23 protein-coding genes are annotated in these 25,152 nt (G+C 69.1%); 14 read left to right on the forward strand and 9 right to left on the reverse strand.

Annotated features, from left to right (window positions below; genetic code table 11):
* Nucleotides 1-98: 98 nt before the first annotated feature.
* Genes FLL47_RS23745 through FLL47_RS23755 form a run of 3 tightly spaced genes read right to left on the reverse strand, consistent with a single transcriptional unit; the run spans nt 99 to nt 3,324 of the window.
* On the reverse strand, nt 99-872 hold the full coding sequence (locus FLL47_RS23745; RefSeq protein WP_144122773.1) for an ABC transporter permease: 774 nt from the start codon (nt 870-872) through the stop codon (nt 99-101).
* Entirely contained in the window at nt 869-2,407 is a 1,539-nt protein-coding gene (locus FLL47_RS23750) for a DUF1349 domain-containing protein (protein ID WP_144122774.1), read from the reverse strand. Before FLL47_RS23750 ends, FLL47_RS23745 begins: the two co-directional genes overlap by 4 nt.
* A complete protein-coding gene (locus tag FLL47_RS23755) occupies nt 2,404-3,324 on the reverse strand; it encodes an ATP-binding cassette domain-containing protein (RefSeq protein WP_144122775.1) in 921 nt (306 codons plus the stop codon). Before FLL47_RS23755 ends, FLL47_RS23750 begins: the two co-directional genes overlap by 4 nt.
* Nucleotides 3,325-3,442: 118 nt before the next feature.
* Between FLL47_RS23755 and FLL47_RS23760 the strand changes: the two genes are divergently transcribed.
* The 3 genes from FLL47_RS23760 (at nt 3,443) to FLL47_RS23770 (ending at nt 5,965) form a co-directional block, all read left to right on the forward strand.
* Nucleotides 3,443-4,105, forward strand: coding sequence for a response regulator transcription factor (locus FLL47_RS23760; protein WP_144122776.1), 663 nt, complete (start codon nt 3,443-3,445; stop codon nt 4,103-4,105).
* Nucleotides 4,102-5,193 (forward strand): sensor histidine kinase, encoded by a 1,092-nt coding sequence (locus FLL47_RS23765; RefSeq protein ID WP_246158512.1) that lies wholly within the window; start codon nt 4,102-4,104, stop codon nt 5,191-5,193. Before FLL47_RS23760 ends, FLL47_RS23765 begins: the two co-directional genes overlap by 4 nt.
* A gap of 277 nt (nt 5,194-5,470) precedes the next feature.
* The gene (locus tag FLL47_RS23770; RefSeq protein WP_144122777.1) at nt 5,471-5,965 is read left to right on the forward strand and encodes an NUDIX domain-containing protein; all 495 of its coding nucleotides are present in this window, start codon (nt 5,471-5,473) and stop codon (nt 5,963-5,965) included.
* Here FLL47_RS23770 and FLL47_RS23775 read toward each other — a convergent pair.
* Nucleotides 5,863-6,498: an NUDIX hydrolase gene (locus tag FLL47_RS23775; RefSeq protein ID WP_281286743.1), complete on the reverse strand. Its 636-nt coding sequence runs from the start codon at nt 6,496-6,498 to the stop codon at nt 5,863-5,865. The two genes, FLL47_RS23770 and FLL47_RS23775, sit on opposite strands and share 103 nt — an antisense overlap.
* Nucleotides 6,499-6,593: 95 nt before the next feature.
* Here FLL47_RS23775 and FLL47_RS23780 point away from each other — a divergent pair, with 95 nt between their 5' ends.
* From FLL47_RS23780 to FLL47_RS23795, 3 genes are all read left to right on the forward strand, one after another.
* Nucleotides 6,594-7,430, forward strand: a complete 837-nt coding sequence (locus tag FLL47_RS23780) for a hypothetical protein (protein ID WP_144122778.1) — start codon at nt 6,594-6,596, stop codon at nt 7,428-7,430.
* A gap of 641 nt (nt 7,431-8,071) precedes the next feature.
* Nucleotides 8,072-10,255 (forward strand): hypothetical protein, encoded by a 2,184-nt coding sequence (locus FLL47_RS23790; protein ID WP_144122780.1) that lies wholly within the window; start codon nt 8,072-8,074, stop codon nt 10,253-10,255.
* 60 nt (nt 10,256-10,315) lie between these two features.
* On the forward strand, nt 10,316-10,756 hold the full coding sequence (locus FLL47_RS23795; RefSeq protein WP_144122781.1) for a hypothetical protein: 441 nt from the start codon (nt 10,316-10,318) through the stop codon (nt 10,754-10,756).
* A gap of 160 nt (nt 10,757-10,916) precedes the next feature.
* Here FLL47_RS23795 and FLL47_RS23800 read toward each other — a convergent pair whose 3' ends face one another.
* The gene (locus FLL47_RS23800; protein ID WP_222106167.1) at nt 10,917-11,765 is read right to left on the reverse strand and encodes a TIGR02569 family protein; all 849 of its coding nucleotides are present in this window, start codon (nt 11,763-11,765) and stop codon (nt 10,917-10,919) included.
* A 147-nt stretch (nt 11,766-11,912) separates the two neighbouring features.
* On the opposite strand from FLL47_RS23800, the gene FLL47_RS23805 reads away from it, so the two are divergent.
* A complete protein-coding gene (locus FLL47_RS23805) occupies nt 11,913-12,599 on the forward strand; it encodes a DUF899 domain-containing protein (protein ID WP_222106168.1) in 687 nt (228 codons plus the stop codon).
* Nucleotides 12,600-12,841: 242 nt separating this feature from the next.
* On the forward strand, nt 12,842-13,321 hold the full coding sequence (locus FLL47_RS23810) for a GNAT family N-acetyltransferase (RefSeq protein WP_144122782.1): 480 nt from the start codon (nt 12,842-12,844) through the stop codon (nt 13,319-13,321).
* 46 nt (nt 13,322-13,367) lie between these two features.
* Here the strand turns inward: FLL47_RS23810 and FLL47_RS23815 are convergent, their stop codons facing one another.
* Nucleotides 13,368-14,906, reverse strand: a complete 1,539-nt coding sequence (locus tag FLL47_RS23815; RefSeq protein ID WP_144122783.1) for a hypothetical protein — start codon at nt 14,904-14,906, stop codon at nt 13,368-13,370.
* Between the two features lie 69 nt (nt 14,907-14,975).
* Entirely contained in the window at nt 14,976-15,908 is a 933-nt protein-coding gene (locus FLL47_RS23820; RefSeq protein ID WP_144122784.1) for a phosphotransferase, read from the reverse strand.
* Between the two features lie 208 nt (nt 15,909-16,116).
* On the opposite strand from FLL47_RS23820, the gene FLL47_RS23825 reads away from it, so the two are divergent.
* The 4 genes from FLL47_RS23825 (at nt 16,117) to FLL47_RS23840 (ending at nt 19,365) form a co-directional block, all read left to right on the forward strand.
* On the forward strand, nt 16,117-16,557 hold the full coding sequence (locus FLL47_RS23825) for a DUF3592 domain-containing protein (protein ID WP_144122785.1): 441 nt from the start codon (nt 16,117-16,119) through the stop codon (nt 16,555-16,557).
* An 80-nt stretch (nt 16,558-16,637) separates the two neighbouring features.
* Nucleotides 16,638-16,967 carry a hypothetical protein gene (locus tag FLL47_RS23830; protein ID WP_144122786.1) on the forward strand — a complete coding sequence of 110 codons (330 nt, stop codon included), beginning with the start codon at nt 16,638-16,640 and terminating at the stop codon, nt 16,965-16,967.
* Nucleotides 16,968-16,984: 17 nt separating this feature from the next.
* Nucleotides 16,985-18,796, forward strand: a complete 1,812-nt coding sequence (locus FLL47_RS23835) for a M91 family zinc metallopeptidase (RefSeq protein ID WP_144122787.1) — start codon at nt 16,985-16,987, stop codon at nt 18,794-18,796.
* On the forward strand, nt 18,793-19,365 hold the full coding sequence (locus FLL47_RS23840; RefSeq protein ID WP_144122788.1) for a hypothetical protein: 573 nt from the start codon (nt 18,793-18,795) through the stop codon (nt 19,363-19,365). The genes FLL47_RS23835 and FLL47_RS23840 overlap by 4 nt, the downstream gene beginning before the upstream one ends.
* Nucleotides 19,366-19,472: 107 nt before the next feature.
* Here FLL47_RS23840 and FLL47_RS23845 read toward each other — a convergent pair whose 3' ends face one another.
* Nucleotides 19,473-20,549 (reverse strand): endonuclease/exonuclease/phosphatase family protein, encoded by a 1,077-nt coding sequence (locus FLL47_RS23845; protein WP_144122789.1) that lies wholly within the window; start codon nt 20,547-20,549, stop codon nt 19,473-19,475.
* Nucleotides 20,550-21,109: 560 nt separating this feature from the next.
* Here FLL47_RS23845 and FLL47_RS23850 point away from each other — a divergent pair.
* Together FLL47_RS23850 and FLL47_RS23855 are read left to right on the forward strand one after the other, a co-directional pair.
* The gene (locus FLL47_RS23850) at nt 21,110-21,547 is read left to right on the forward strand and encodes a hypothetical protein (protein WP_144122790.1); all 438 of its coding nucleotides are present in this window, start codon (nt 21,110-21,112) and stop codon (nt 21,545-21,547) included.
* 112 nt (nt 21,548-21,659) lie between these two features.
* The gene (locus FLL47_RS23855) at nt 21,660-22,109 is read left to right on the forward strand and encodes a hypothetical protein (protein ID WP_144122791.1); all 450 of its coding nucleotides are present in this window, start codon (nt 21,660-21,662) and stop codon (nt 22,107-22,109) included.
* Here FLL47_RS23855 and FLL47_RS23860 read toward each other — a convergent pair.
* A complete protein-coding gene (locus tag FLL47_RS23860; RefSeq protein ID WP_144122792.1) occupies nt 22,056-24,836 on the reverse strand; it encodes an AfsR/SARP family transcriptional regulator in 2,781 nt (926 codons plus the stop codon). The genes FLL47_RS23855 and FLL47_RS23860 overlap by 54 nt on opposite strands.
* Between the last annotated feature and the right edge of the window lie 316 nt (nt 24,837-25,152).

Below are 25,152 nucleotides of genomic sequence, written 5' to 3' on the forward strand. Positions count from 1 at the left end.
GAGCGCGGCCCACCCGGCACCGGGCTGGCCGGCCGGGTCAGCTCGAGCGGGTGGCGGCTCGAGCTGACCCGACGTTCTCAACGAGGTTCTTTACCGGCTCAGGTGTCCCGGGTTCGTATCAGGACGGCTGCGGCGAGCAGCGCTCCCGCGGCCCATGCCGCCAGCACCGCGAGTCCGTGCCACGGTGGGATCGCCACGGTGTCCAGGTGCCGGGTGGCCTGGATCGCCAGCCCAGCGGTGGGTGTGGCCTGCTGGAGGTGGCGTTTCCAGTCGGGGTCGGTCAGCGCCTGGGTGACGATGGGTACGAGGTAGAGCAGTGCCAGCATGACGCCGATGGACGCGCCGGTGTCGCGTACGACGGTGGCGACGCCGACGGCGAGCAGGGCGATCAGGCACAGGTAGAGCATGGACCCGCCCGCTGCGCGCAGCGTCGGCCCGTCGGTCGGTGACAGGGGTGTGAATCCGTGTGCGGCGGTGTATCCGCTACCCGGCAGTAGCAGCCGCCCGGCCAGGACCGAGGTGCCGACGGCGACCGTGGCGGTCACCATGGTCACGCCGGTGACTGCGACGGCCTTGGCCGCCAGCAGGGTGCTCCGCCGGGGAACGGCGGTCAGGCTGGTGCGGATCATGCCGGTGGCGTGTTCGCCGCTGACGGCCAGCACTGCGAGGATCACGACGACGGCCTGGCCAAGTTGGACGCCGGTGAGACTGATCTGGGCGGGGTCGCCGAGGCAGGCAGCCGTCTTGCAGGGGATGGTGGCCGCTGCTGCGGCGCTGACACCGGCGGTGAGCGTGACCGCGGCCAGCAGCAGCCATATCGTTGCCGGTGAGGTGCGCAGCTTCGTCCACTCGGCGTGCAGTGCGGTCCTCACGCGTCCCTCCGGCGCAGCAGGGCTGCGGCGACGCCGAGCGCCAGGCCGGTCCACGCGCACAGCACGGCCAGGCCCGCCCAGGGCGGCAGCGGGTAGTAGCCGTTCACCGGCGTGTAGATGTTGATCACCTGCGGGTACTCGAGGGTGCTCTGCTGCAGCGCGAAGGCGGCAGCGGGGGTCACCCGCAGCAGCCACTGCCCTGCGGTGGCCGGCAGCACGCTGACGGCCAGCAGGTACGGCATGACGATGCCGAGCACGGCGGTGGTGACGGCGGCGGCACTGCGGCGCAGGATCACGCCGAGCGCCAGGGCCAGCACCGACGCCAGCGCCAGCAGCGCCGCTGTGCCGACGATGACCCGGACCTGGGTGAGCGCGGACACCGAGTGCACGTAGACGCCGTTGGCCTCGAGCACGCGCCGCCCGACGGTCACGGTCGTCGCCGCCGACGCCAGGGCCGTGACGAAGGTGACGGTGCCGATGACCACGGTTTTCGCGGCCAGGATCCGGCCCCGCCGCGGGTTGGCCGCCATGGTGGTACGCATCAGGCCGTGCCCGTATTCGGCGGTCACGAACATGGTGGCGATCACGACGACGATGATCAGCCCGGCGAACGTGCCGACGAGCGTCTGCGTGATGGTGGTGCCCAGTCCGGCCGCGCCGGACACGGCCGGCGCGAGGTCACCGGATCCGGTGATGGTGACCTGGTCGCCGTCCACGACGGCGCCGTGGCGTGGCGCGTCGTCGGGGCCGCCGATCTTGTCCGGCTGCCACGTGCCCGCGCTCCAGCCGCCCTGCGCCACGATCCGGTCGAAGCTGCCGGTGGCCCGGGTGGGGCCGCCACCTGCACCGGTGAGACCGAACACCTCGCTGGTCGACTCGGTGTACTGCGGCGACGTGGCGAACATGCCTGCCTCCACGGTGGCGGGCAGGCCGGGCAGCCGCACCGTCGCGACCTGGGTCCAGGTGCTGCCGTCGGCCGAGGTCTGCCCGGTCACGGTGTCCCCGGTCCGGGTCAGGCGCAGCCAGCGCGGGGCGTCGGCGGAGGCGGCCGGCCCGGCTACGTCGTGGATGTAGTCGTGCTGCATGCGTACGCCCTGCGTGCCGGTGAGCATGACCGCCGCGTAGCCGGCGCCGGGCGCGGACCCGGCCCTGATGATCAGGCCTGCTTTGGCCCACGGGACCAGGCCCGGCCGGCCCTGGCCGGGCGTCGCCGGCCCGTGCGACGGGCCTTCGCCCTGGGGCTGGTCGTCGCCCGGGTCCGGGGGAAGTATCCCGGTCAGCGAGGCGAGGCGGGCGGTGATGCTGCCGTCGCCGGTCAGCGACCGGTGCGCGAACGTGAAACTGTCGGTGACCTCGGTGCCGTCCGGTCCGGTCGGCAGCCTGCACGCGTGATCATGGCAGCTGCCGCTCATGCCCGGCAGCACGCCGAAGCCGATGACTGCCGCGGCGGCGGCCGCGACCCCGAAGAGCCAGCCGCGTACGGTGCGGAACTTCGTCCATTCCGCGTGCAGCAGCCGCCCGAACCCCGCGCTCATCGGACCCCCTCCGGCGCGTCGCCGGCCCGGTACTCGACCACGTCGCGGGTCAGTTCGACGTATGCCTCCTCCAGGCTCGGCCGATGCGCCGACACCTCCGAAAACGGCACACCTTTCCCAGCCAGCACCGCCGTCACGTCCTGCGCGGCCAGACCGACGACGGTCAGGGTGTCACCGTCGGCGGCGATCACCGACGCACCGGCCGCGATCAGCGCCACGCCCGCGTCGGCCGACGGCGTACGCACCACGACCCGCCCGTCGGAGACCGCCGCGCGCAGCTCGGCGACGGTGGCGTCGGCGATGACCCGACCCCGGCCCGCCACCACGACATGATCAGCGGTGTCCTGCAGCTCGCTCATCAGGTGGCTGGAGACGAGCACGGCCCGCCCCTCGCCGGCCAGCGCCCGCAGGAACCCGCGCATCCAGATGATCCCCTCGGGGTCCATGCCGTTGAAGGGCTCGTCGAGCATCAGCGCGCGCGGATCACCGAGCAGCGCCGCGGCGATGCCCAACCGCTGGCGCATACCGAGGGAGAACCCGCCGGCCCGCTGCCGCGCGGCCGCGGAAAGGCCCACCCGCTGCAGCACCTCGTCGACCCGACCTGCGCCCAGGCCCTGCGAGTGCGCCAGCCACAGCAGGTGGTTGCGGGCGGTCCGGCTCGGCTGCAGCGCCGAGGCGTCCAGCAGGGACCCGACGTGTGTCAGCGGCCGGTGCAGGCTGCGGTAGCGCCGCCCGTCGATCAGCGCCGTGCCCTCGTCGGCGGCGTCCAGGTCGAGGATCACCCGCATGGTGGTGGACTTGCCGGCGCCGTTGGGCCCGATGAAACCGGTGACCTGCCCCGCCGCGACCGTGAAGGACATCCCGTCCAGTGCGGTCTTCGGGCCGAACCGCTTACGCAGCCCGTTCACGACGATCATCTGTTCTTCCTCTCCGATGGTGTCGCCTGACGGGCTCAGGTCTACGCCCCGGCCGGTGTCAGCGCGGTGTCACCGCATGACACCGGGCTGACACCGGGGACCTGGCAAGGTGGTGGGCATGCGGGTGCTGGTGGTGGAGGACTTCGAGATCCTGGCGCGTACGATCGGGACCGGTCTGCGCCGCGAGGGCATGGCCGTCGACGTCGTCCTCGACGGCGCGGACGCGCTGGCCCGGCTCGCGGTCAACCGCTACGACGTCGTCGTCCTCGACCGTGACCTGCCGGCCGTGCACGGCGACGACGTGTGCCGCCAGATCGTGGCCGGCCACGGGCGCAGCCGGGTGCTGATGCTCACCGCCGCCGCGACGGTCGCCCAGCGGGTGGACGGCCTCAGCCTCGGCGCCGACGACTACCTGCCCAAACCGTTCGACTTCACCGAGCTGGTCGCCCGGGTGCGGGCGCTGGCACGGCGCAGCGCCGACGCGGTGCCACCGACGCTCACCTACCGCGACCTCAGCCTCGACCCCGGCCGGAGGACAGCGACCCGGGCCGGTCGCCGCCTGGACCTGACTCCGAAGGAGTTCGCGCTGCTGGAGTGCCTGCTGGCCGCCGACGGCCGGCTCGTGTCGGCCGAGCAACTGCTCGAAAGCGTCTGGGACGAGGCCGCCGACCCGTTCACCACCACGGTGAAGACCACGATCCGCCGCCTGCGAACCAAGCTCGGCGACCCGCCGGTCATCCACACCGTCCGCGAGGGCGGCTACCGGATCGGCGAGCCGTGATCCGCCGGCGCACCCTGCAGCTGCAACTGACGCTGCTCTACGCCGTCCCGTTCATGATCTCCGGCGCGCTGCTGCTGGCCATCCCGCTCGTCGGGATGAACCAGACGCAACCCGCACCCGGCCAGGGCGGCGGCGTCCCGCACCCGGTCGAACCGAACACCGAAGTGCACCCGCTGCTGGGCGCGTCGGCGCTCGGCTACGCGGTCATGGTCGTGGTGTCGCTGCTGCTCGGCTGGTTCATCGCCGGGCGGTTCCTGCGACCGCTGCGGGTCATCACCGCAACCGCGCGTGACATCTCGGCCACCAACCTGCACCGCCGCCTGGGCATCGCGGACCGCAAGGACGAGTTCGCCGAACTCGCCCACACCCTCGACGACCTTTTCGAGCGGCTGCAGCACTCGTTCGACGCGCAGCGGCACTTCGTGGCGAACGCCTCGCACGAGCTTCGTACGCCGCTGACCGCCGAACGGGCGCTGCTGCAGGTCGCCCTCGCCGACCCGGACGCCGACACGCCCACGCTGCGAGCGGCGTGCGAAGAGGTCCTGGCTCTGGGCCGGCACCAGGAACGGCTGATCGCCGGGCTGCTCACCCTCGCCACCAGTGAACAGGGCGTGGAACACCACGAGCCGATCGAGCTCGCCGACGTCACGGCCCGGGCCGTGCGCGAACGCCGACCGGAGGCCGAACGGCTCGGACTGCTGCTGCAGACCGACCTCGCGCAGGCTCCCGTCACCGGCGATCCGGCCCTGGTCGAAAGCCTGATCGCCAACCTGCTCGACAACGCGCTGCGCTACAACACAGGCGGCGGCGAGGTCCGGGTGACGACCGCCGCGGACGACGCCACGGCCCGGGTCGTCATCGAGAACAGCGGGCCGGTGGTCCCACCTGAGCAGATCGAAGGGCTCTTCGAGCCGTTCCGGCGGCTGGGCCGCCAGCGGCTGCACCACGATGGGCACGGCCTGGGGCTGGCCATCGTCCGAGCGATCGCCTCCGCACACGGCGCACGCGTCCACGCGACCGCGCGGGCTGAAGGTGGACTGCACATCGAGGTGACCTTCCCGGGGGATCCGGCGCGCCAACGGCGGTGATCTTCAGTCGGATGCCGACAGACCGAGACGACACACCGATTCCTGACGAGGTGTCGCGATCGGCTGCGACGCGACGCAGACAGGTGACCGACTTCGACCGTGGAAGCCCGCCGATCGGCGTTGTCTGCAGTCCTTGCTGAGGGCTCATGACATGCATGACACAGGGCTATGGATGATCTGGTGAGGTCTTACGGGTAGTTCCTCACGACGCTGCGGCATACCTCGTCGAGGCAGACGCGGACGTTCTCGGTCGGTTGGTCATGCCACAATCCCGCCCATGCATCGGATCGTCACCGCGGCGCTGGTTCGCGAAGGTCAAGTCCTGCTCGTCCACCGAAGTCCGAACCGCCCTGTCTACCCGGACGTATGGGATCTGCCCGGCGGACACGTCGATGCAGGCGAGACAGAGATGGCTGCGCTCGCCAGGGAGATGCACGAGGAACTGGGCGTGCAGATAACAACAGGCGCGGCGGTCCACCTGTGTCGGCTGGAGGTAGGCCGCGGAGAGGAATCCGTGCGCTTCAGTGCCTGGATTGTCGACGGGTGGGAGGGGACACCGACAAACGCCGCTCCCGATGAGCACGACGAGATCCGTTGGTTCCGGCCGGAGGAGCTGCCTGCGCTCATCCACGAACCCGTACGCACGGCGGTGGTGGAGGCGATGCGGGGTCACAAGCCCAGTGCGACCGGGGCGGAGGGCATGCCGGACGTGAGCAAGTCGGTCAGCGGTGTGGCGAGATCACGGGGAGAGAACAAGTCAGGTCCCGTGTAGTTGGTGATCTCAGCGAGTTGCCACCATCGAAAGCCCGCCAGGTGCTCATCAGCGGCAAGTTGGTCGTCGGTGAGCTCGCCGTGTGGCTCGAAATGGGCGGCGCGGACGAGGAAGTAGTCGTTGACCATGCCGTCGAAGCCGGGCGCATAATCTGTGGCAACGATTACCTGATGCCAGACGTGCGGCGGATCGACGGTGGTGACCAGGCCGGTCTCCTCTCGCAACTCACGGCGCAGCGCGGACAGGCCGTCCTCGCCTGGTTCTATGCCGCCGCCTGGAGCAGCCCAGACGGCCTGCGCTCCGTTCGGGACCGCCGGGTGGGGGGAAACGAATCGGCATAGCAGGACGCGATCATCCTCGTCGAGGATGATCGCGCGGGCGGCGTTGCGAAAGGTCAGCGACACGGCGGACTCCTGATCCTGTGCGGGCGGCACCGCAATGATCGACGTGAGTCGCAGGGTAACGCTCCCCAAGCCCGCGATGCCGACCGTGAGCCGCAACGATTCGAACAACGGCATCGTGATCAGCGCCATGGCCGGCCAGGTCCTCACGGTGCCACACCCGACGCCGCATTGACACGACCCCAGCCCACCTCGATACTACGTCCAACGTAGTAAAGGGGATGCTCGTGATCGGACTCCGGACACGGCGCGTGCTCGCCCGTGCCGCACTGCGCCTCTACCCCGGGCCGGTGCGCGCGAGGTACGGCGACGAACTGATCGACCTGCTGGCACGCTCGCCCACGCCGCTACGCGACCTCGCAGACCTGCTGGAGTGCGCACTGACCGAGCGGACGGAGCACCTGTTCATGGTCGCGCTACGCCGTCATCGCTGGTGGCCACCCCTACCCGCGCTCACCTGCGCGGCGATCGCCCTCGCCCGGCCGGACTGGTATCCGGCGCTGATCCCGCTGCTACTGCTCACCGTCGCGGTGCCGGCCGGGATGTGGCTCGGCCGCCGAGCCGGCACGGACTGGTGGCAGCATCCGGTGGCCGCGACAGCCCTGATCGGCCTGGCCTGGCTGGTGCCCTTCGAGCACTTCTGGTGGCGGGTGCTGTGCTACCTGCTCTGGGCCGCGTGCGCGGTCGGGCTCATCCACGCCGTGCATGCCGTGCGCCGGCGGGGTCATCACCTCGCGGCGGCAACCGCGGGCACGGTCGCCGGGCTGGGGCTGCTCCAGGCGTTCACCGTCGGCCCGGTGGCGCTGCTCATCGGGCTCACCGGCCTGGAACCGGCGAGCCCCGCGTGGCAGTGGGGCTGGGAGGCGCTGCGCACCGGGATCGTGCACGCGTACGACCCGGCGGCCGGTGCCGAGGCGGCGTTCTACCCCGCGGACTACTTCGTGCCGGTGCTGCTGCTCATGCCGTGCCTGGCGTTCACCCTGACTCACGCATACACGGCAGCCGCCCCGCAGGGCGCGGTCGACGGCGCACCGACGGCGGCGGTGACGGCGGCCGCCCAGTAGTGCTTTGTTGGGTCGGTGGTCGGCGTTTACGGCGAACTGTTCTGATCTTCGTCGGCAGGTGGGGCAGGCTCCGGTCCAGGTAGCGAGGAGTAGCTGGATCTCGCCGATGACCTTGTAGAGGGTCAGGCCGGCGCAGCCGCCTTTGGGTCTTGGCGCAGCGTGGTGACGAACAAGTGCGCGGCGGTGACAAGGGTGACGGGACACGACCTTCGACGAGGACCGCAGCCTGATCCGCACCGGCAACGCGCCCCCGTCACCGCCGGGCTGCACGACCTGGCCATAGGCACCTTCCGCGCCGCAGGTCACGTCAACATCGCCCACGCCCGGCGACACTACACCCACGACTGCCAGCGCGTACTCGACCGAGATACAGAGACCATTTAGGACACGCCGTGCACCGTGCCGGTGGCCCGGGGGTTTACACGAGCGTCCTAATCAGACATACTCGGTCATTCAAAACGGGGCTGCGGACACGGTTGGTCATCCTTTAGTGGTGCCCGGTCCAGCGATCAGCCCTGCCTGGCAGATCGATCTACTGATCGTTGCGATTCCAATCTGTACTTGGCAGTGCCGATCGAGTGAGGAGCAGATGACCCTCAGAGCAGGGAACGCAGCTCGTTCATCGACACGGGGAGGGTTTCATGGGTTTGGGTAAACGATGGCACCGCACAGGTCTGGCCGCTTTTGTAGCGGCCACAATACTTGCGCAGTCCGGCATTGAGGCGGTGGCGGTTGAGACGCCGCAATGGCAGGTGGAGGTCGCGAAGATCCCCACCACCAAGTATTCCCGCGACGCCCGCGCGTACATCAGCGAGGCGACCGAAGCGCTGCGGCCCTATGTGGGTAGCGATCTCGGTGATAGCCGGATCGATCCGGTGCTGGCCGACGTCGGCGACAAATACTTCGACGGAGCCCGGTTCAACAGCGCTGCCAATGCCGAGGTGGCATACGACAACCTCAAGCATCTGGAGGCGTTCCTCAAAAGCCGCATGACCGGCGCCAGCCCACCGAACGGCGAAGCCGAGCAGGCACATGTCCGTGCGCTGGTCGGGACGCTGTCCGGGGTGCGGCTGATGGCCGACGCGGCGATCCAGGACGCTGAGGCGACGATCGGGCCGTTCAGGGCCAGCCCGCCGCCCGCGCCATGGCCGGCCGGAATAGCAGAGGCGTTCGCTGATCTCGACGCGGCCAGGGTTTCCTTCGCCACCGCGGACAGCATGCTGGTCAAAGCCAACCCGGTGCCGGCCACCGTGCATGCCGCAGCAGCCTGGCAGGACGCGTTCAACGTCTTGACTCGCCTGGGCATCACCTACAGCGGTGACCACGACAACGACGGCGTCGTCGACGTCGTTGAGCTGCGCTTCGGCTCAAGCCCACTGCTGATCGACTCCGACGGCGAGGGACTGACCGACAAGTTCGAGATCTACCAGCTTGCCGGCTGGACGATGCCGAACAAGGCCGACACCGACGCCGACGGCATCGCCGACGGTGCCGAGGACGTCGACGGCGATGGGCTGACCAACCTCCAAGAACAGAACCGGGGCACATCGCCCACCAACCCGGACACCGACGGTGACGGCGTCAATGACGGTGCCGAGGTGGCTCGCGGCACAAACCCGCTCGTCGCGGACAGCCGCCCGCCGCCAGTCGGAGGGCCGGGCGGTCCGGTGCAGACCACGCCGACCGACACCGACACCGACGGTGACGGCATCGCGGACAGCACAGAGGTCGACGACTACGAAACGGATCCAGCGAACCCGGACAGCGATGGCGACGGCCTGAGCGACGGGATGGAGGTCAGCGAGTACCTGACAGACCCGCTGAGTTCCGACACCGACGGTGACGCGAATACCGACGCCTACGAGCTCGCGCACGCCGAGGACCAGGGCCTCGATCCACGGATCCCGGACGAGCGCGTTAGCACCTGGACGTACGTAACCGATTTCGTGGTCGGCCTGATCGCCGGTGACTTCTCGCCCAAAGACTCGATGGCGTGGCTGGCAGGCTACCTGTGCTCTGGTGGTTTGAGCCTGATCCCAGTGGTCGGCTGGGTGCTCGGCGGTCTGGCAGATCTGCGTGACACCATCGCCGGGATCATCAACCAGGATTGGGTCGGCGCCGGGCTGAGCATCATGGGCCTGGTCCCGTACGTCGGTGACGCGGTGGCGATCCCGGGCAAGGCCGCGAAATTCGTGGCGCGGTACCTCCACCGGCTCGACAAGGTAATCCACTTCGTCGCCAAGTACGACAAGATCTCCGACAGCATCAAGACGCTGACCATCCGCACCATCATGCTGGGCAACTACAGCAGGCTGACCGGTGTAGGAATGTCGGACGAGGTCATCCTGCGGCTGGCCCGCCGGGCCGACAACAGCCTGGGACGGCTTGCGGACGCGTTGACCACCGCGGTGACGCCTCCGCCGACGCCGACACCGTGGCTGCGTGGCGCGGATGCAGGCGAGGACTACCTCGCCGACGTGGTGATGGCGGGGGTGCCGGGTCTGCGCAACCGGGCCGGGCGGATCGAGATGCCTGGTGTGCCGAGGCCGAACTCGGCGCGTGAGCCGGACTTCCTGGAGACCGGCCCGCCGCGCAAGTTGCACGAGGTGAAGACCGGTTCGCCTCACCCGGGTGGCAAACACTACCTCAAGCAGTGTGACCAGGACCGGCATCTGCTCGACACGGAGCAGGTGGCCGAAGTGCTGTGGCACTTCATGCCGCATGCAAACGGGTCGCTGGACGTCCCGCAGGACCTTTTGGACTGTCTGCGCCGGAACCAGATCCCGTACAAGATCTATGGTTCGAACGGGTCCTTCTGGCCCTGATTCCTTCATATGGGGGCCCGGTGGCGACACCGGGCCCCTCCCTGAGCCATAGTGAGAGTCATGAGCTGGTTACGACGATCCCGCCCGGCCTACGCGGTCGATGGTGTCAAGCCGTACCGCAGCAGCGGCGGCTGGGACATCTTCGAGGGCGAGGATCTGGCCGGGCAGCCCGCAGTGGCCGAGGCGGCCACGCGCCTTCCGCAGGACCCTGTGCTGGAGGATCTGGCGGGCTATCTGTCGGTCGGCACGAAAGACGGCCGGGAGTGGAACCTCAGCTTCGAAGACGGCATGCTCATCGTCTTCGACCTGTCCCGCCCAGGCACCGACATCTTCGAGCAGGTGCTGACGGCCGCGGCGTGGACCGAGTCGGTCGAACGCGTCGACCGCAACGTCTTCCTGTTCACCACGACCGCGGTGCTCACCGCCGACACAGTTCTGGCGCACTGCCTCGACGTCTGCGGTGAGGTCTTCCGCCGACTCGGCGATTCGCCGCGGGCTTAGACGGCAGCCAGGACATCGAATCAGAACGCGGGCTGTGTCATCGGTCGGCGTTGGCCGAACCGAAACCATTCGCATGGAAGAAGACCGCCGAAGAAATCCCCGACTCCCTCGGCAGATGTCTGCAACGAATTTCCGGCGCAGGACACCAGTTCCGCAACAGCTACTTCACCCGGTCGAGTATCAGGTCGACCACCGGCAGGTAGGTCTCTGCCCGTTCTCGCACCGGAAGGCCCGCGCGACGGCAGCCCTCGTTCGTGGCGATGCGGTACATGAGCGCCCGAACCAGTAGCTGGTCCCACTCGACGCGGTCGGCCCACCGCGCCACCAGCGCAACCGTTGCGCCATGCCAGGTCAGTGCATCCACCACGGCTACCGCCAGCGCCCAGTCCGCCGGCCGGAAGTACACCGGCCAGTCGATCACCGCCGGAGGCAGGCCGTCAGCGAACATCACGTTGCCGAGCAGATCGCCATGGACCGGCTGGGCCGGAAGATCCACCGGCCGTCGCGACAGGGCCAGCGGCTCCAGCAGCTCCGCCATCGTCTCACCGCCCTGCAGGGCAAGCTCTTCCCACGCGATGCGGTCGCCGAAGGTCCATGGATCGTCGCGCTCATCCAGGAACGGCGGTCGCGCCAGTCCGGCAATGGCTTCGTGGAAAGCCTCACCTGCCGCGAGGATCTCGTCCCAGCGTCGGGCATCGGGCGTACCGGGCGTCAACTGCCAGGCCTGCCAACCACTCACGACCCAGCCGCCGTCGGCCGCCCGTACCGGCCGCGCCACTCGAAATCCTGCGGTCTCGGTCACCGCGGACAGCACCTCGGCGACCCATACCGTCTCCGCCGCCAGCCCGCCGGGCTTGAGCACGATGTCGCCGGAACGCCAAGTCCGGCCCTGACCGCCCGGCAACCGCACCGCGTCCTCGCGTGCCCCGAATGCTGCCATGACCGCTGGTGGTGGAATCTCGCGAAGCACCACGGCATCGTAGTAACCAGGTCCGGCAGAGTCGATCACATTCTGACCATCGCTCCGACACGCAAGTCCATCGTGCCGGGCGTTCCCGCTCCGGCACGCGGCTGCCGGTTACGACCCTGACGGAATCTTCGGGTATCTATACTAGAAGGTCAGTGTTGGCCAAGGCGAACGAAAGAGATGTTGATCATGGCTGCTCTGCCACCCGTTGTCGACTCCGCCACCTGGCACAAGGAGCTGGACGAGCTGCGCGCACGCGAGAAGGCGGCCACCAGGGAGCTCGACGCGATCGCCGCTCAGCGACGCAGGCTCCCCATGGTGAGGGTGCCCGAATACACCCTGGTCGGAGCCGAAGGGCCGGTACGGCTCGTCGATGTCTTCGACGGCAGGTCGCAGTTGATCGTCTACAACCACATGTGGGACCCCGATCCGAACGCGCAGTGGCAGTGCGGCGGCTGCACCAGTCTCACGTCGTCGTACACCCGGCTGGACTTCCTCGAAAACTACGATGCACGATTCGTGATCGTCACCCAGGGACCGATCGAGGCGGCCCTCGCCTACGCCGAACGCGTCGGCAACAAGATGACGTGGTACTCCACCGCCGACAGCCCGTTCGGGGCCGACGTCGACGCACCGCCCGGTGGCGGGTTCGCATTCAACGTCTTCCTGCGCGACGGCGAGACCGTGTACCGCACCTGGCACACGAGCGGTCGCGGCGTGGAACAGCTCACGTTCACGTTCGCCCTGGTCGATGTGCTGCCCTACGGGCGGCAGGAGGAGTGGCAGGACTCCCCCGAAGGCTGGCCGCAGGGGCCGGCGTACAGCGGCTGGCTCGACTCGCCCGACGTGGCCCGGCTGTACGGTCCCGCCGACTGATGCCGTTTCCGGCGGCCCGGTTCAACGCCGTCAGTTGAGCTCGACTGTTGGCGAAGTCGGGCCGGACCGGCTGGAGACGCGAAGTCGGCTGGCTGATCGCATCGAAATAGCTCACGGTCGCCCGACCCGGCCTGACCGCGTCAGCGCACATGCGATCTCCCGCGCTGTGAGGTTGCTGTATTTTTCTGCTGCACGGCAACGGTGTCTTTTGGTCGCAACCAGGGTAGGCATAGATGAATTCAATGGCAGCGAAGGTTCGCCCGATCGCGGCAGAGGTCACCGTCAGAAGAGCCGGCATGGCGGACCTGAGCGCGATGACGGCGCTATTCATGGGCTACCTTGAATTTTACGGTGCGCCAGGTGAGCCGGCGGAGGCGACGGCGTTTCTCGCGGAGAGAATCGCGCGAGAGCAGTCAATCGTCCTGCTCGCGCGGGCCGGAACCGACGATGTCGGGTTCACTCAGATCTATCCGACCTTCAGCTCGGTACGCCGTGCTCCGGTTTGGGTCCTCAACGACCTCTACGTCAGGCCCGAGAGCCGACTTCTCGGCGTCGGCCGCGCCCTGATCCGGGCAGTTGTCGCCCTGGCGGAGGAGGCCGGAGTGGTGCGGGTGACGCTCTCGACGGACGAGAGCAACCGGTCAGCACAAGCGCTCTACGAGGCCGAGGGTTTCACCACCGGCCATCCCGTCCGCTACTACACGCGACGGGTTTCCTCCTGACCTGGGCATGGCGCACTGACCCACCCCGACTGCAGGCCGAATCGGGTCATTGCAGGGCGATGTGGGCGTCGGCGAGGAAGCGGTCGCGGTCGTCTCCGTGGGCAGTCGCCGCGTTGTAGACGGCGTCGATCGCGGCGGCCAGCGGATCGTCACTCGCCAGGGCGATCAGGGCGGGGAACGCGGCGGCCTGCTGCAACATCTCGGTGACGCCCTGTCGGCCGAACACGCCGGGCTCTGGTCGGAGCGGCACGGTGGTACGCGGCACCTCGGGATCGGACAGAAGCCGCCTGAAGGCGGTGGCGCCGCTCTGCTCGGTGAAGGATCGGGGCAGTGGGCGGGCGGCCTCGGCGGCGGCGAGCGCCTCAGCGATCCACCCGATCTGCTCCAGCCCGGCCGCACGCATCGCGCGGCGGGCCGCCCAGCAGGCTGTTTCTCGCTGGCGGGTGGCAGGCAGCGCCTCGATGCGGTCGAGCAGCGGGCGGTCGATCCGCGCCAGGGACTGCGCCTGGCCGGGGAGCCCGCGGACACGATCCGACGGTGGGGCGCCTCCCCACCGCTCGGCGTCGCGCTCGGCCCGCCGGCGGCGGGTCTTCTCGACCAGCGCGTGCGCCTCAGCGGCCTGCTCGCGGAACGTATCCATCCACGGATACCGGCCGGCGTCGTCGAGCAGATGGTCCCAGACCAGGCCGAGAGCGAAGGCGTGCCGGCCCAGTACTGCCTCGTGCCGCAGCGTGGAGCCGTCGGGGCCGGAAGTCAGCCGTACGCTGCTCGGCTCGTCGTCCGGCAGCGCGACCAGCGGATGAGGGAAGATCGGCTCGTCGGCAGTGGCCCACGACCAGCTGAAGGTCTCGCCGTCGGCTCGCTCGAGCCGGACCTCCAGGTCGCCGGCGGGCAGCACGCCCACCGGGACCTCGACCGGCGCTGGCCGGCAGCGGACCACCGCCACTCGCGGCAGGCCGGTGTCGTCCTCGTACGGGTCGGGTGGCACCGGCGCCAGGATGGCCGGACGGCTGGACGGGCGCGGGGCCAGCGACAGCATCGCCCACTCGGCGGCCTTCGCCGGTTTCTGCTCCCAGGCGCGTCGCTGCGGGTCGGCCAGCACGGTGCGCCACGGCGCCTCCTCGGACACCGGCCAGATGTGCAGCTCGTGCCGCTCGGGCGGGTCGTCGTCGCCACGTACGGGCTCCTGCAGGCGGTCGCGCGCGTGCACCCGAACCCGGATCAGCCCTCGCGGCACGGCGACATCGGCGATGCCCTCCGCGGCGCCGCTCATCAGGCCGATGACCGACAGCCGGCCGCTGGGACTCCAGAGCGTCACCTCGCTGATCGCGTCCCAACCGGCGTCGACCTCCCCCGCAGGCCCGGGTAGGACAAGGACACGTGCTTCGATCCAGCCGGTGTGCACACCGCAGAAGCCGATGCAGTTGTTCGGCCCGCCGACGTGCAGCAGCGAGTCGCCGAGGAGGTAGATATCCAGCCCCGACGCGCCCGGCACAGTCGACACCTCGTACTGGTTGTAGCTGACGGACAGCCGCGCCCAGTCGCTCACGTAGGTTCGATGATCCGTGCCGGGCAAATCGTCCACGGCCTGATCTTACGGCCGTCGTCATCGGACTTCTGGAACATGGTCGTTGGAGGGTGGCCTACCAACCGTTCAGGGCCGGCCGGTGAGGTCGATGATCAGGCGGGTCACCAGCGGGCGTAGTGCCTGCACCCGCTCACGGCGCCAGGTCGAGATCGTCGGCAGCACGGCGTCCTGGATCGTCGCGGCTCGGATCCGCCACATGCCGGTCAAGGCCACCACGAACCGCGCAGCGTCGGTGGGCAGGGTCTGGATCAGGCGGTACGCGCGGTCCGTGGCGGCCTGACCGCCGAGGCAGTGACCGGTGCCGACGATGTCCGCGGCCAATTGGGCCAGGTCCAGCCACGGCACGCCGGCGGCCGCATAGGCCCAGTCCAACAGCGTCGCCGATCCGGTCTCCGCGTCCACCGTCGTGTTGTCGGCGCGGATGTCCCGGTGGACCAGGGCATCGCCGGCCGTCCACCGCGCCCAGTCCGCGGCGATATCGGCGGCCCGGTCCGCGTAGTCCACCTCCCACTCGTCCTCCGGCCCGGCCACGACGACGCGCTCCCAGCCGTCGAAGTCGAAGATTCGCTCGGCGACCGGGCGCAACCCGTCCGGTGCCCGGTGCCCACTCGCGGTCCGGCACGCGTCTACGACGGCGTCGATCGACTTATCGGTCCACAGCCCTCCGGCGGCGCCGGGGGCCCAGGTGGTGACCAGCGCGATCCACGGTCCCCATGCGACGGTCGCGAGGCGGCGCGGGGCCGGCACGGACTCCGGCAGCACATCCAGGACCGCCGACTCTCGGCGGACCAGCATGTGGTTGTGCGCCCGGACCTCGACCGACATCGCCTTGGCGAACACTGTGCGGCCGTCAGCCAGCCGCAGTGCGGCGGCCGGTCCGGGCGACATGCCACCGCGCAGATCCGTGTGGCCGGTGACGGCGGTGCCGAGCGCGTCGGCGATGGCTGCTTGCAGCGGCGCCGGCGCATCGGCCCACGCGGCCCGGGGAGTGAACAGCATGCCGCAGCATAGACCAGTCGATCAAGGTAATCGCCTGGCGAGCCCATGAGCAGCCACGGCGTTCTCCCCGGTGGGGGCGGTCGTCTTCCGCAAGGATGATCACGCGGGCCCGAGCCGCGCAGGTTCTGGCCGTTGACCGATCACCGACTCACAGCGCCGGTCTCTTTGCGCGTAGCGTCGTCTGCGGGCGCTACGCGAGAGGGCAGCGATGATATTCACCAAGCGGCGCACGGTCACCGGTCTGGCGATCGCCTTCGCCCTCGGCCTGATCGCCGTCGGCATCTTCCTCGTCGGCGAACAGCAGCGGAAACGGATCGTCGATCACGGCAGCCCGACCCAGGCCATCGTCACCTCCGAACACAACGACGAACGTGATCACTGGTACACCGTGAGCTACACAGCGCAGGGGCAGGCCCGCACAGCCGATCTGCGATACCCCTGGGTGATCCCCAAAATTCCGGTAGGTCAGGCCCTCACCGTCTACGTCGACCCAGACCACCCGGAGCGGATCGCCACCGCCGACGGCTATTCCACCCCGCTTTGGACTTCCCTGCCCGGCTGGTTCGCCGTCCTGGCCGTGTTCGCCGCCTTCATATCTGTCGTCGGCCGCCTGACCTCGTCCCGCAAACAGCTGCCGGAGAACGGGTAGGCGCGTCTGCCGGCAGCAGGCATCCCCCGAATCAACCCCACCGGTCGGCTCGCGGTGCGGCGGCGTTGTAGGGTGCCTGCATGAGCGGGGAGGTACGGGCCGATCCGGTCGAGCTGGCGCGTGTCGCGCAGTCCTGTCTGGACGGCTCGCAGGATCTCGCGACGGCGCTGCGCACCGTCAGGGCCGACACGGTGCTGTCCACGTCCGACTTCGGCAACGTGGCGAACGCGGGCAGGCAGAGCGAGGCCTACCACGGCGTGGAGGGCAGCGCGGGCACGGCGACGGAGCGGCTGGTCACGGTGCTCGAGGTGGACAACGAGAGCCTGCTCCGGGTGGCCTTCGCCTACCAGCAGGCAGATGAGGAAGCCGAGCGCAAGCTGCGGCAGAAGCACCGCAATATTCCGATCTGACCACGGGGAGGTCGCCGATGGGAATTCCACCGGAGGACCAGGAGCACTTCCCGCCGATCACGGCGGCCGAATCGACCTGGCAGCTGCACGCGAACCCGGGGCGGATCCACAGCGCCGCGTCGGCGTGGCGACGGTTCGGCAAGTCCGCCACGTCGCTGGGCGACGACATCGACGCAGACGGCAAGAAGCTGGTGGGCTCCCAGTGGTCGGGCCCGGCCCGCGACAGCTATGTGAAGCACCGGACCAAGCTGATCTCCAGCGTCGACGCGCTGCAGGACAACGCGGGCAAGCTCGCCGGTCAGCTCGAGGGCATAGCCGACCTGCTCCAGCGGTACCAGGGATTGCTCGACGCCGAATACGACAAGGTGAAGTTCCGCGACGTCGGCGGCACGTTCCATCCCCGAAGTGAAGAAGAGCAGAAGCTGATCAGCGGCGCCGTCGCCGAGGCCGCGACCCTGCGCAAGGAGCTGGAGCAGGCGCTCGCCCAGAATCTCAGCGGTTTCGACAGATCGGGCTGGGACACCATCGCCGCCGATTGGGGCGCGGTCGTCGCGGGCACGACCGACCCGTTCACGCTACCCGCGGAGGCGACGGACGGCGTTTCGGTGATCATGGTGGACGGCCGGGCGGTCGTGAACACCGGCACCGGAAACGACGACGTCAAGGTCAGGATCGACCCGAAGACCGGCGACGTCGTCATCACCGTCAACGGCGCGGACCACCACTACCCGCCGGGCACCCCGGTCACCATCCGCGGCGGCGAAGGCAACGACACCATCGAGGTCCCGAAGGGCTCCAACATCCGGGTGACGCTGCTCGGCGGTGCGGGAGACGACACCATCCGCGGCGGTGACGGCGCCGAAAAGATCTTCGGTGGACGCGGAACGGACGACCTCTACGGCGGCAGGGACGACGACTACATCTCCGGCGGCTCCGGCATCGACTACATCGACGGCCAGGACGGAAACGACGTGCTGTCGGGCGGCTCCGGCCAGGACACCCTGTACGGCCTGGGCGGTGACGACCAGATGTCCGGCGGCGAGGACGACGACTACCTCGAAGGCGCGAAGGGCGACGACTCGCTGCACGGCGGCGCCGGCAACGACGTCGTGTCCGGTGGTCACGGCGACGACAGGCTGGCCGGAGGCACCGGCGACGACGTCTACTACGGCGGGCACGGCAAGGACCGCATCACCGCAGGCGGCGGCAGCGACACCGCCTACCGGCAGGACGAGGACACCGTCGACGGCGTGGCCTCGGATGTCAAGGTCGAGATCAGCGACAAGGCGCAGTTCATCAAGATCGAGGGCTCCGACGAGTTCAAGGAACGGGTGCTGGCCGATCTCGACATGTACCGCGCCTCACCCACCGGCCAGCAGATGCTGGACAACCTCCAGGACAAGCGCGACCCGAACTTCCTGTTCGGCGAGAACACGCTGACCATCAAGGAGCTCGACGAGGAGAACGGCTACGCCTCCAAGGGCCACAAGCTCGCCAACTCGGACTCCGTCATCCAGTACAACCCCGCCTTCACCTTCGACGCCGAGCGCGGCCGACCGTCGGTCGTGCTCTACCACGAGCTCGGGCACGTGTACGACTACTGGAACGACACCTTCGAAGAAGACAAGATCGTCGGTGGGCCCGACGACGGCATCAAGAAGGGCGAGCGGCAGGCGGCGGGCCTTCCCTTCGACCACGACGACGACTCCTCGACGCCGGACCGGCTCGACCCCGATCACCCGATCCAATACACCGAGAACGGGCTGCGCCGGGAGATGGGCATGCGCGAACGCGACACCTACCGCACCTACCAGGGAGACGGCTGGTGACGAGAATGCGCCGCGTCGTCGGCCTACTGCTCGTCACGACAGCGCTGGCCGCCTGCTCGGGTGACCCGGACCTGGATCTGACGGTGCGCACCGCCGTCGCAGGCGGCGACGTCGCGGTCGAGTACACACTGGCCAACCGGTCGGGTGCGCCGGTCGTGGTCTACGACGGAGGGTGGACCGATCCGCAACAGCCCGGCTGGTCGCGGGGGCCGGTGGAGGTCAGCGTCCGCGACGACGGGGTGGTCGAGCTTTCCCAGCGCATCATCCACCCCTGTCAGACCCCGGACACCAGTGACTGCGGCGGCGCACGCGAACCCACCGTGCGGATTCGCGGCTCGGTGCTCGAAGCGGGTGCCAGCAGGTCGCACAGTTTCCGCGTACCGCTCCAGGTAGAGCCTGATCATCCGGTGTCCGCCCAGCGTACGCCGATCTCGCTGGCCGGGCGGGAGGTGGTCTTCTGCATCGGGTTCACCGAGGTGACCGACGACGACCCACCCGCAGCCGATGGGCTCTACCCGCCCGACAGCCCGCAGACCGTCCTCTGCGGCGAGCCGTTCCAGGTGCCGTGAGACTGCGGTAGCGCCCTGCTCGGGAAGGTGCCAGAGGTTCGGTCAGGTACCTCGCTGCTTTGTGGGACGTTACAAATGTCCAGCTGTCTGCACCGGCCCATGGAACATCACCAGCTGATACCGGCCGCGACCGGCAGGTGGTCGCTGCCGGTGGCCGGCAGCACCCACGAGCTCGTCGGCACTACGCCCCTGAACAGGATCTGGTCGATCCGCACCACGGGGAACTCTGCCGGCCAGCTGAAACCGAAGCCGTTCCCGGCCGCGTCCTGGGCCGAGCGCAGTTGCGAAGTGAGGCCGGCGAAGGCCCTGTCGTCCATGGTGCCGTTCAGGTCGCCGAGCAGCACCACCCGCTCGTTCTGCTCGGCGGCGACGGCCTCGCCGAGCGCCTGCGCGTTCCTGTCTCGGTCGGCCGTCCAGAAACCCGCCCTGGGATTCACCCGTGCGGACCCCAGGTGGGCGACATACACCGCCAGCGGACCCTGGCCCGTGGCCACCGTGGTACGCAGCGCCCGGTTGTAGGGCAGCTTGGCCTCGGCCGACTTGGTGTCCCCGAGCGGTCCGACATCCTGCTTCATGTCGACCGGTTGGGTGTCCGACAGCGGCAGTTTGCTCCACAGACCGACCGTGCCCTGCACCGTGTGATACGGGTACGCCTGAGCCAGTCCTGCCTCGTAGGTGCCCCGGTCCTGCTCGGTCAGTTCCACCAGGGCGAGCACGTCCGCCCCGGAGGCGGCCAGGTCGCGGGCGGTGCCGGCCGGGTCGGGATTGTCGGCGCCGACGTTGTGCTCGGCCACCGTGAGGTCGCTGCCCGGGTGGGACTTGTCGCCGAGCAGCCCCGCGAAGAGGTTCAGCCACACCACGACCGGCAGCAGCAGCGCGGCCACCGCGGTGGCGGAGCGGCGCCACAGCGCCGCGGCCAGTAGCACCGGGATGAACAGGCCGAACCACGGTAGGAAGTTCTCCACCAGGCTGCCGAGGTTCCCGACCCGGTTCGGGATCTTCGCGTGCATGAGCATGAACAGGCCCAGCAGCAGCGCCAGCGCCCCGAGCACCGGGCCGCGTTTCCAGGGGCCCGGCCGGCGGGCGGCCCGTACCGCCCGGCGGATGCCCGCGTGCCAGCCGGAGCCGGTCTCCCGGCGGCCGGTGCCGCCCTGTGCGGTCTCTGCCGTGTCCGCCTGCGTCATCGTCTGTCCTTGCTCGCTGCAGGTCACTGCTGCATCCTCGGGTCCTGGTCGGGATCGGCAAACATACTCGGGCAGCCCTCGTCGATCGCTTCGGGGTGCGACGGCCCAGGACGGCGGAAGGGCGAGGACACGGCGGAGGACCGGCAGGCCGAGGACTTCGACCCCGGCCAGACGCGGGCTGCGGTGGTCACTGCCACGACAGCTGGCAGACCCGACGGCAATATGCCGGCGAATCCGGTGGGGTCTTCGTTCGTGCTGGTGGTGCGGTCCGATGCATGCCGCCAGTTAAGGCAGCGTGGCGTTACCAGGGTGTAAGTGTTTTCGACACGCCGACGATATGCGACATCTTGTGACATTCACGCATGTGACGCCATGGCGGCCACCTGCCCGACGCTCGAATGCACCGCTACGAACCTGGGCCGGAGGATCGGCGCGGCGCAGGCCGGCAAGCTGTCAGCTTCGCCTTTCAGCCGCGCTTCAGAACCACGTCAGGCCCCGCTGCCACGGTGTGGCCACGGGCGCTGAAGCACCCGCCTGCCGCATCGAGGAGAGGTAATGCGATGAAACTGAGTAGGAGGCTGACCCTGCTGACCATGGCGGTGGTCAGCGCGGTCGCGGTGGTGGCCGGTCCGGCCGCAGCCGGTGACCGCGGGATGCAGATCGTCACCATCCAGGATCTCAAGCCCGAAACCGCGGTGGCGCAGATCCAGGCCGAAGCAGAGAAGAAGCTCCGCGGCGGACTGCCCGCACCCTCGCAGGTGACGCTCGTGGCCTCGGAGCGGGAGCTCACCACAGATCAGATCACGGCACTGGCGTCCGGCAAGGACGCCGCCGGGGTCAAGCGACTGGGTGACTACGACACCCCGGCACCTGACACCACGGTCGACCAGGTCGCCCGCCAGATCGGCGTCGGGGACGTCGTCCTGTGGGAATGTATCGTCGTCTACTGGCCGCCGTGGGTCATCTACATCTGCCGGCCGCTCGTGCTCCGGGCCTGACCGCGCTCACCGGGGCTCCGCGTTCACCGCGGGGCCCCGTTTCAGCACCGTTTCAGGCCGAGCCGCCATGGTGTACGCACGCTCTGGTTTCATACCGAAGGAGTAACCCACCGTGCACCATGTCAGCAAGTGGCTCCGGCTTCTCGTCATCTCGGCACTGACGATCACCGGCTTCGTCGCCGGCGTGGCGGGCCCGGCCGCCGCAGGCGATCCTCCGCGGGTCCTCAGCCCCGAAACGCTGCAGGCCATCTGCAAGACCCTCGGCGGGGTCTACGCGGAACAGCGGGCCTCGTATTCGTGCGACTTCACCGATAGCCAGATCCTCTGCCGGGACGGCAGATGCGGCCATGCCAACCGCCTGGAGAACCCGCCGCTACAGTATGAGTGCGAGTACGCGGGCGGCATCTTCGGTTACCTCGGCGCCGCGATATACGTGTGTGAGCTGCCCGATGGTGTGCTCACCACCGATTGCAGCGACCCCTGGGACTGGTGGTCGGAGCAACCGATGTCATTGTGCGCCGTCGAGTTTCGCCCGCACTCCGAGCGCATCCGGATGCGCTAGCCGGCTGAAGATCTCGTACGCCTGCTGCCACGCGATCCGGGCGGCCTGAAGGTCGCCGGCCGCCCGGTGAGTGTCACCAAGATGGCTGAGCGTATCGGCTTCGTAGTAACGGTCGTTGAGGTCACGAAAGAGGGCGAGCGCCCGCCGGTAGTGACCTGCGGCCAACTCGTAATCGCCCAGATGGTGATGGATATAGCCGAGGCTGTCCGAGGTCCCGGCCTGGAACGTCAGATCGCCGAGCTCGCGCATCTGCGCCAGCGCATGCTCACATCGCGGGCGGGCCCGGCGATAGTCGCCGCGTAGGGCGTATGCCCAGCCCAGCGAATTCAGCGCGCGGGCGGCCATCATCGGCTTTCCCGCGGCACGATAGAGCCACAATGCCCGGCGCGCATGACGAATCGCCTGGTCGTGATTGCGCTGGCGGTTTGCCAACCAGCCGAGCTGGTATTGCACGGTGGCCTGGCCGCCGCGATCGCCGAGGGCCGCATAGAGTTCGAGGGCCTCGCTGAGGTGCGTGTGCGCCTCCTCGTAGCGGCCCATGCGGGCGAAGGCAGTGGAACGGCTCTGGTGGGCATGTGCTTGCGCGGCCTGGTCGCCTTGCCGTCCGGCGGCTTCGATGGCAACCCCGAGGTTGGCCGCATGTTCCTCCCAATGACCGCCACGATCCAGGTGATCCTGCTGTGCCCAGACCAGTTGCCAGACATGGCGGTCGAAGCCGTCGGCGGCGGCCCGCCTGATCACGGTGAACAGCACCGCTCGCTCAGCGGTGAACCAGGCCGTGGCCTCCTCCTTGCCGGCGAGTTGCTGCACCGCGGTGCCGGGGCTGAGCTCAGGGACAGCGATGGGATCCCGGTGCGGGTGGATGAGCATCGCAGCCGACAGGGCGGTATGCAGGTAGTGGTCGAGCAGGCGGCGCATGGCTTGAACTCGCTGCTCCGGCTCGTCTTCCTGTGCGCAGTCGGCGGCGTAGCTCCAAAGAAGATCATGGAAGGCGTACCGCCCCGGATTCGACTGCAGCAGAAGATTGGCCTGGATCAGCTCGGCGAGCAGCGGCCGGACTCCGGCGACGGAACGGCCCGCCAGGCTGGCAGCCGCCGACTCGTTCACATCCGGTCCTGGATGCAGGCCCAGCAATGTGAACAGCCGGGCAGAGTCCGGGCTGAGGGCCTGATAAGACCAGGAGAAAACCGACCTTATGTCCGTATCCGTATCGGCGCTGTTGAGGGCGTCCAGCGTCCCTGCCGAGTCGCGCAGTTGCGCGGCCACTCCCGCGACCGGCACCTCCGGGCGGGTGACACAGCTCGCTGCGGCGATCGCCAGTGCCAACGGCAGCCGGGCGCACTGCGTGATCACTTCCCGGACGGCGCCTGCGTCGGCGGCCACCCGGTCTTCGCCCAACCGCCGGGTGAGCAGATCGCGTGCTTCGTCATCGGTCAGCAGGCCGAGTGTCATCGGCACGGCGCCTTCGGCCGTCACCAGTGCGGTCAGCTGATTTCGGCTGGTGACGAGCACCGCGCAGCCGGGTGAGCCAGGCAGTAGCGGCCGGACCTGCGCCACGTCGCGGGCGTTGTCCAGCACGACCAGCACCCGCTTTCCGCTGAGGACACTGCGGTACAGGGCGGCCTGGGCGTCGAGGCCCGCGGGGATCCGCTGCACCGGGACGCCGTAGGCGTCGAGGAATCCGCGCAAGGCGACGGCGGGGTCCACCAGGGCCCCACCGCGGTCGAAGCCCCGGAGGTCGACATAGAGCTGTCCGTCGGGGAAGGACTGCCGCACCTGGTGCGCCCAGTGCACGGCCAGTGTCGTCTTGCCAACACCCGCTGTGCCGGACACGGTGGCGATGAGCACCGACGCCGGGCCCTGGCCGGCGATCATCGCGTGCAGCCGCGCGATTTCCGACTGCCTCGCGGCGAAAGCGGGGATGGCCAGCGGCAGCTGCGCGGGAGGCGCCGTGCTGGTCGAGACGGCCGCCACGGCGACGGAAGGCGCGTGCGCTTCGAGGGAGGCATCCTGGCGCAGAATCGCGGCTTCCAGCTCCCGCAGCGCAAGCCCCGGGTCGATGCCCAGTTCATCGGCCAGAGCCCGTTTGAGCCGCTGATAGCGCGCGAGTGACTCGGCCTGCCGGCCGGCACGGTACAGCGCGAGCATCAACTGCCGCTGGAGATCCTCGTCAAAGGGCCGGGCCGCGATCAGCTGCTCGAGCTCGGGTATCAGCCGGGCATGTTCGCCCAGGGTGAGGCGGACGTCGATGAGCGCCCGGGTTGCCTCGTGCTCCAGGTGATCGAAGCGTTCAGCCTGTTCCCCCAACCAGCGAAGCTCGGCGACATCCGCCAATGGCCGGCCACGCCACAGGGCCAGAGCGCCACGAAGATGGTCGAGCGCCTGGGCCGGATCCGGTGACTGCGTCCCCAGCCGGACAAGCCGTTGCGCGGCCTCGGCGTCGGTGGCTTCACCCGGCAGGTTCAGTGCATAGCCCGGTGGCCTGGCCACGATCGAGGACTTGCTGCCGAGCACGTCGCGCAGGTAGGAGATGTGGCGCTGCAGGGTGTTGAGCGCGGTCACCGGCGCCTTGCCGCCCCAGACCACATCGATGAGGCGGTCGCTGCTGACGATCTGTCCGGGATGTAGGCCGAGAACCGCGAGCACAGCCTTGCGGCGCAGGCCCGGCACCTCCGTGGCCACACCCGCTGCCGCGACGTCGACGGGCCCAAGAAGCCTCACCTGCATGTGAGCACCTCCAGCGTCCGCTCAGCCGTGTCGCTTTGGGACAGGTAAGCACGTTATGCTGCGACGCTGCGGCCAGCGACCCTAGTGACGGCCATCCGTCCTAATCTGCTCAGCCATGCCGGCGGGCGAGCCGAGCATCGACGCTGAGACCTTCCGGAAGGACTTCGCACACCCGTTCGGGCAAGCAGCAGGGTGCCGCCTCTCCCCTGGCCGACCTGCACAAGCGGCTCGCGGGAGGTCCGGTCCAGCCTGGAAGAGCTGGTCACCGATTCGTCCGCGAATTGACCCGCCCGCACGCCGCTGGCGGTGATGATGG

The sequence above is a fragment of the Catellatospora sichuanensis genome (assembly GCF_007483665.1).
GTDB lineage: Bacteria > Actinomycetota > Actinomycetes > Mycobacteriales > Micromonosporaceae > Catellatospora > Catellatospora sichuanensis.

What these genes read in the sequence shown, in the direction of transcription:
- FLL47_RS23750 (WP_144122774.1), bottom strand. Translation starts at nt 2,407, where the DNA reads ATGAGCGCGGGGTTCGGGCGGCTGCTGCACGCGGAATGGACGAAGTTC.
- FLL47_RS23755 (WP_144122775.1), bottom strand. Translation starts at nt 3,324, where the DNA reads ATGATCGTCGTGAACGGGCTGCGTAAGCGGTTCGGCCCGAAGACCGCA.
- FLL47_RS23760 (WP_144122776.1), top strand. Translation starts at nt 3,443, where the DNA reads ATGCGGGTGCTGGTGGTGGAGGACTTCGAGATCCTGGCGCGTACGATC.
- FLL47_RS23770 (WP_144122777.1), top strand. Translation starts at nt 5,471, where the DNA reads ATGCATCGGATCGTCACCGCGGCGCTGGTTCGCGAAGGTCAAGTCCTG.
- FLL47_RS23775 (WP_281286743.1), bottom strand. Translation starts at nt 6,498, where the DNA reads ATGGCGCTGATCACGATGCCGTTGTTCGAATCGTTGCGGCTCACGGTC.
- FLL47_RS23790 (WP_144122780.1), top strand. Translation starts at nt 8,072, where the DNA reads ATGGGTTTGGGTAAACGATGGCACCGCACAGGTCTGGCCGCTTTTGTA.
- FLL47_RS23795 (WP_144122781.1), top strand. Translation starts at nt 10,316, where the DNA reads ATGAGCTGGTTACGACGATCCCGCCCGGCCTACGCGGTCGATGGTGTC.
- FLL47_RS23805 (WP_222106168.1), top strand. Translation starts at nt 11,913, where the DNA reads ATGGCTGCTCTGCCACCCGTTGTCGACTCCGCCACCTGGCACAAGGAG.
- FLL47_RS23810 (WP_144122782.1), top strand. Translation starts at nt 12,842, where the DNA reads ATGGCAGCGAAGGTTCGCCCGATCGCGGCAGAGGTCACCGTCAGAAGA.
- FLL47_RS23820 (WP_144122784.1), bottom strand. Translation starts at nt 15,908, where the DNA reads ATGCTGTTCACTCCCCGGGCCGCGTGGGCCGATGCGCCGGCGCCGCTG.
- FLL47_RS23825 (WP_144122785.1), top strand. Translation starts at nt 16,117, where the DNA reads ATGATATTCACCAAGCGGCGCACGGTCACCGGTCTGGCGATCGCCTTC.
- FLL47_RS23830 (WP_144122786.1), top strand. Translation starts at nt 16,638, where the DNA reads ATGAGCGGGGAGGTACGGGCCGATCCGGTCGAGCTGGCGCGTGTCGCG.
- FLL47_RS23835 (WP_144122787.1), top strand. Translation starts at nt 16,985, where the DNA reads ATGGGAATTCCACCGGAGGACCAGGAGCACTTCCCGCCGATCACGGCG.
- FLL47_RS23845 (WP_144122789.1), bottom strand. Translation starts at nt 20,549, where the DNA reads ATGACGCAGGCGGACACGGCAGAGACCGCACAGGGCGGCACCGGCCGC.
- FLL47_RS23850 (WP_144122790.1), top strand. Translation starts at nt 21,110, where the DNA reads ATGAAACTGAGTAGGAGGCTGACCCTGCTGACCATGGCGGTGGTCAGC.
- FLL47_RS23860 (WP_144122792.1), bottom strand. Translation starts at nt 24,836, where the DNA reads ATGCAGGTGAGGCTTCTTGGGCCCGTCGACGTCGCGGCAGCGGGTGTG.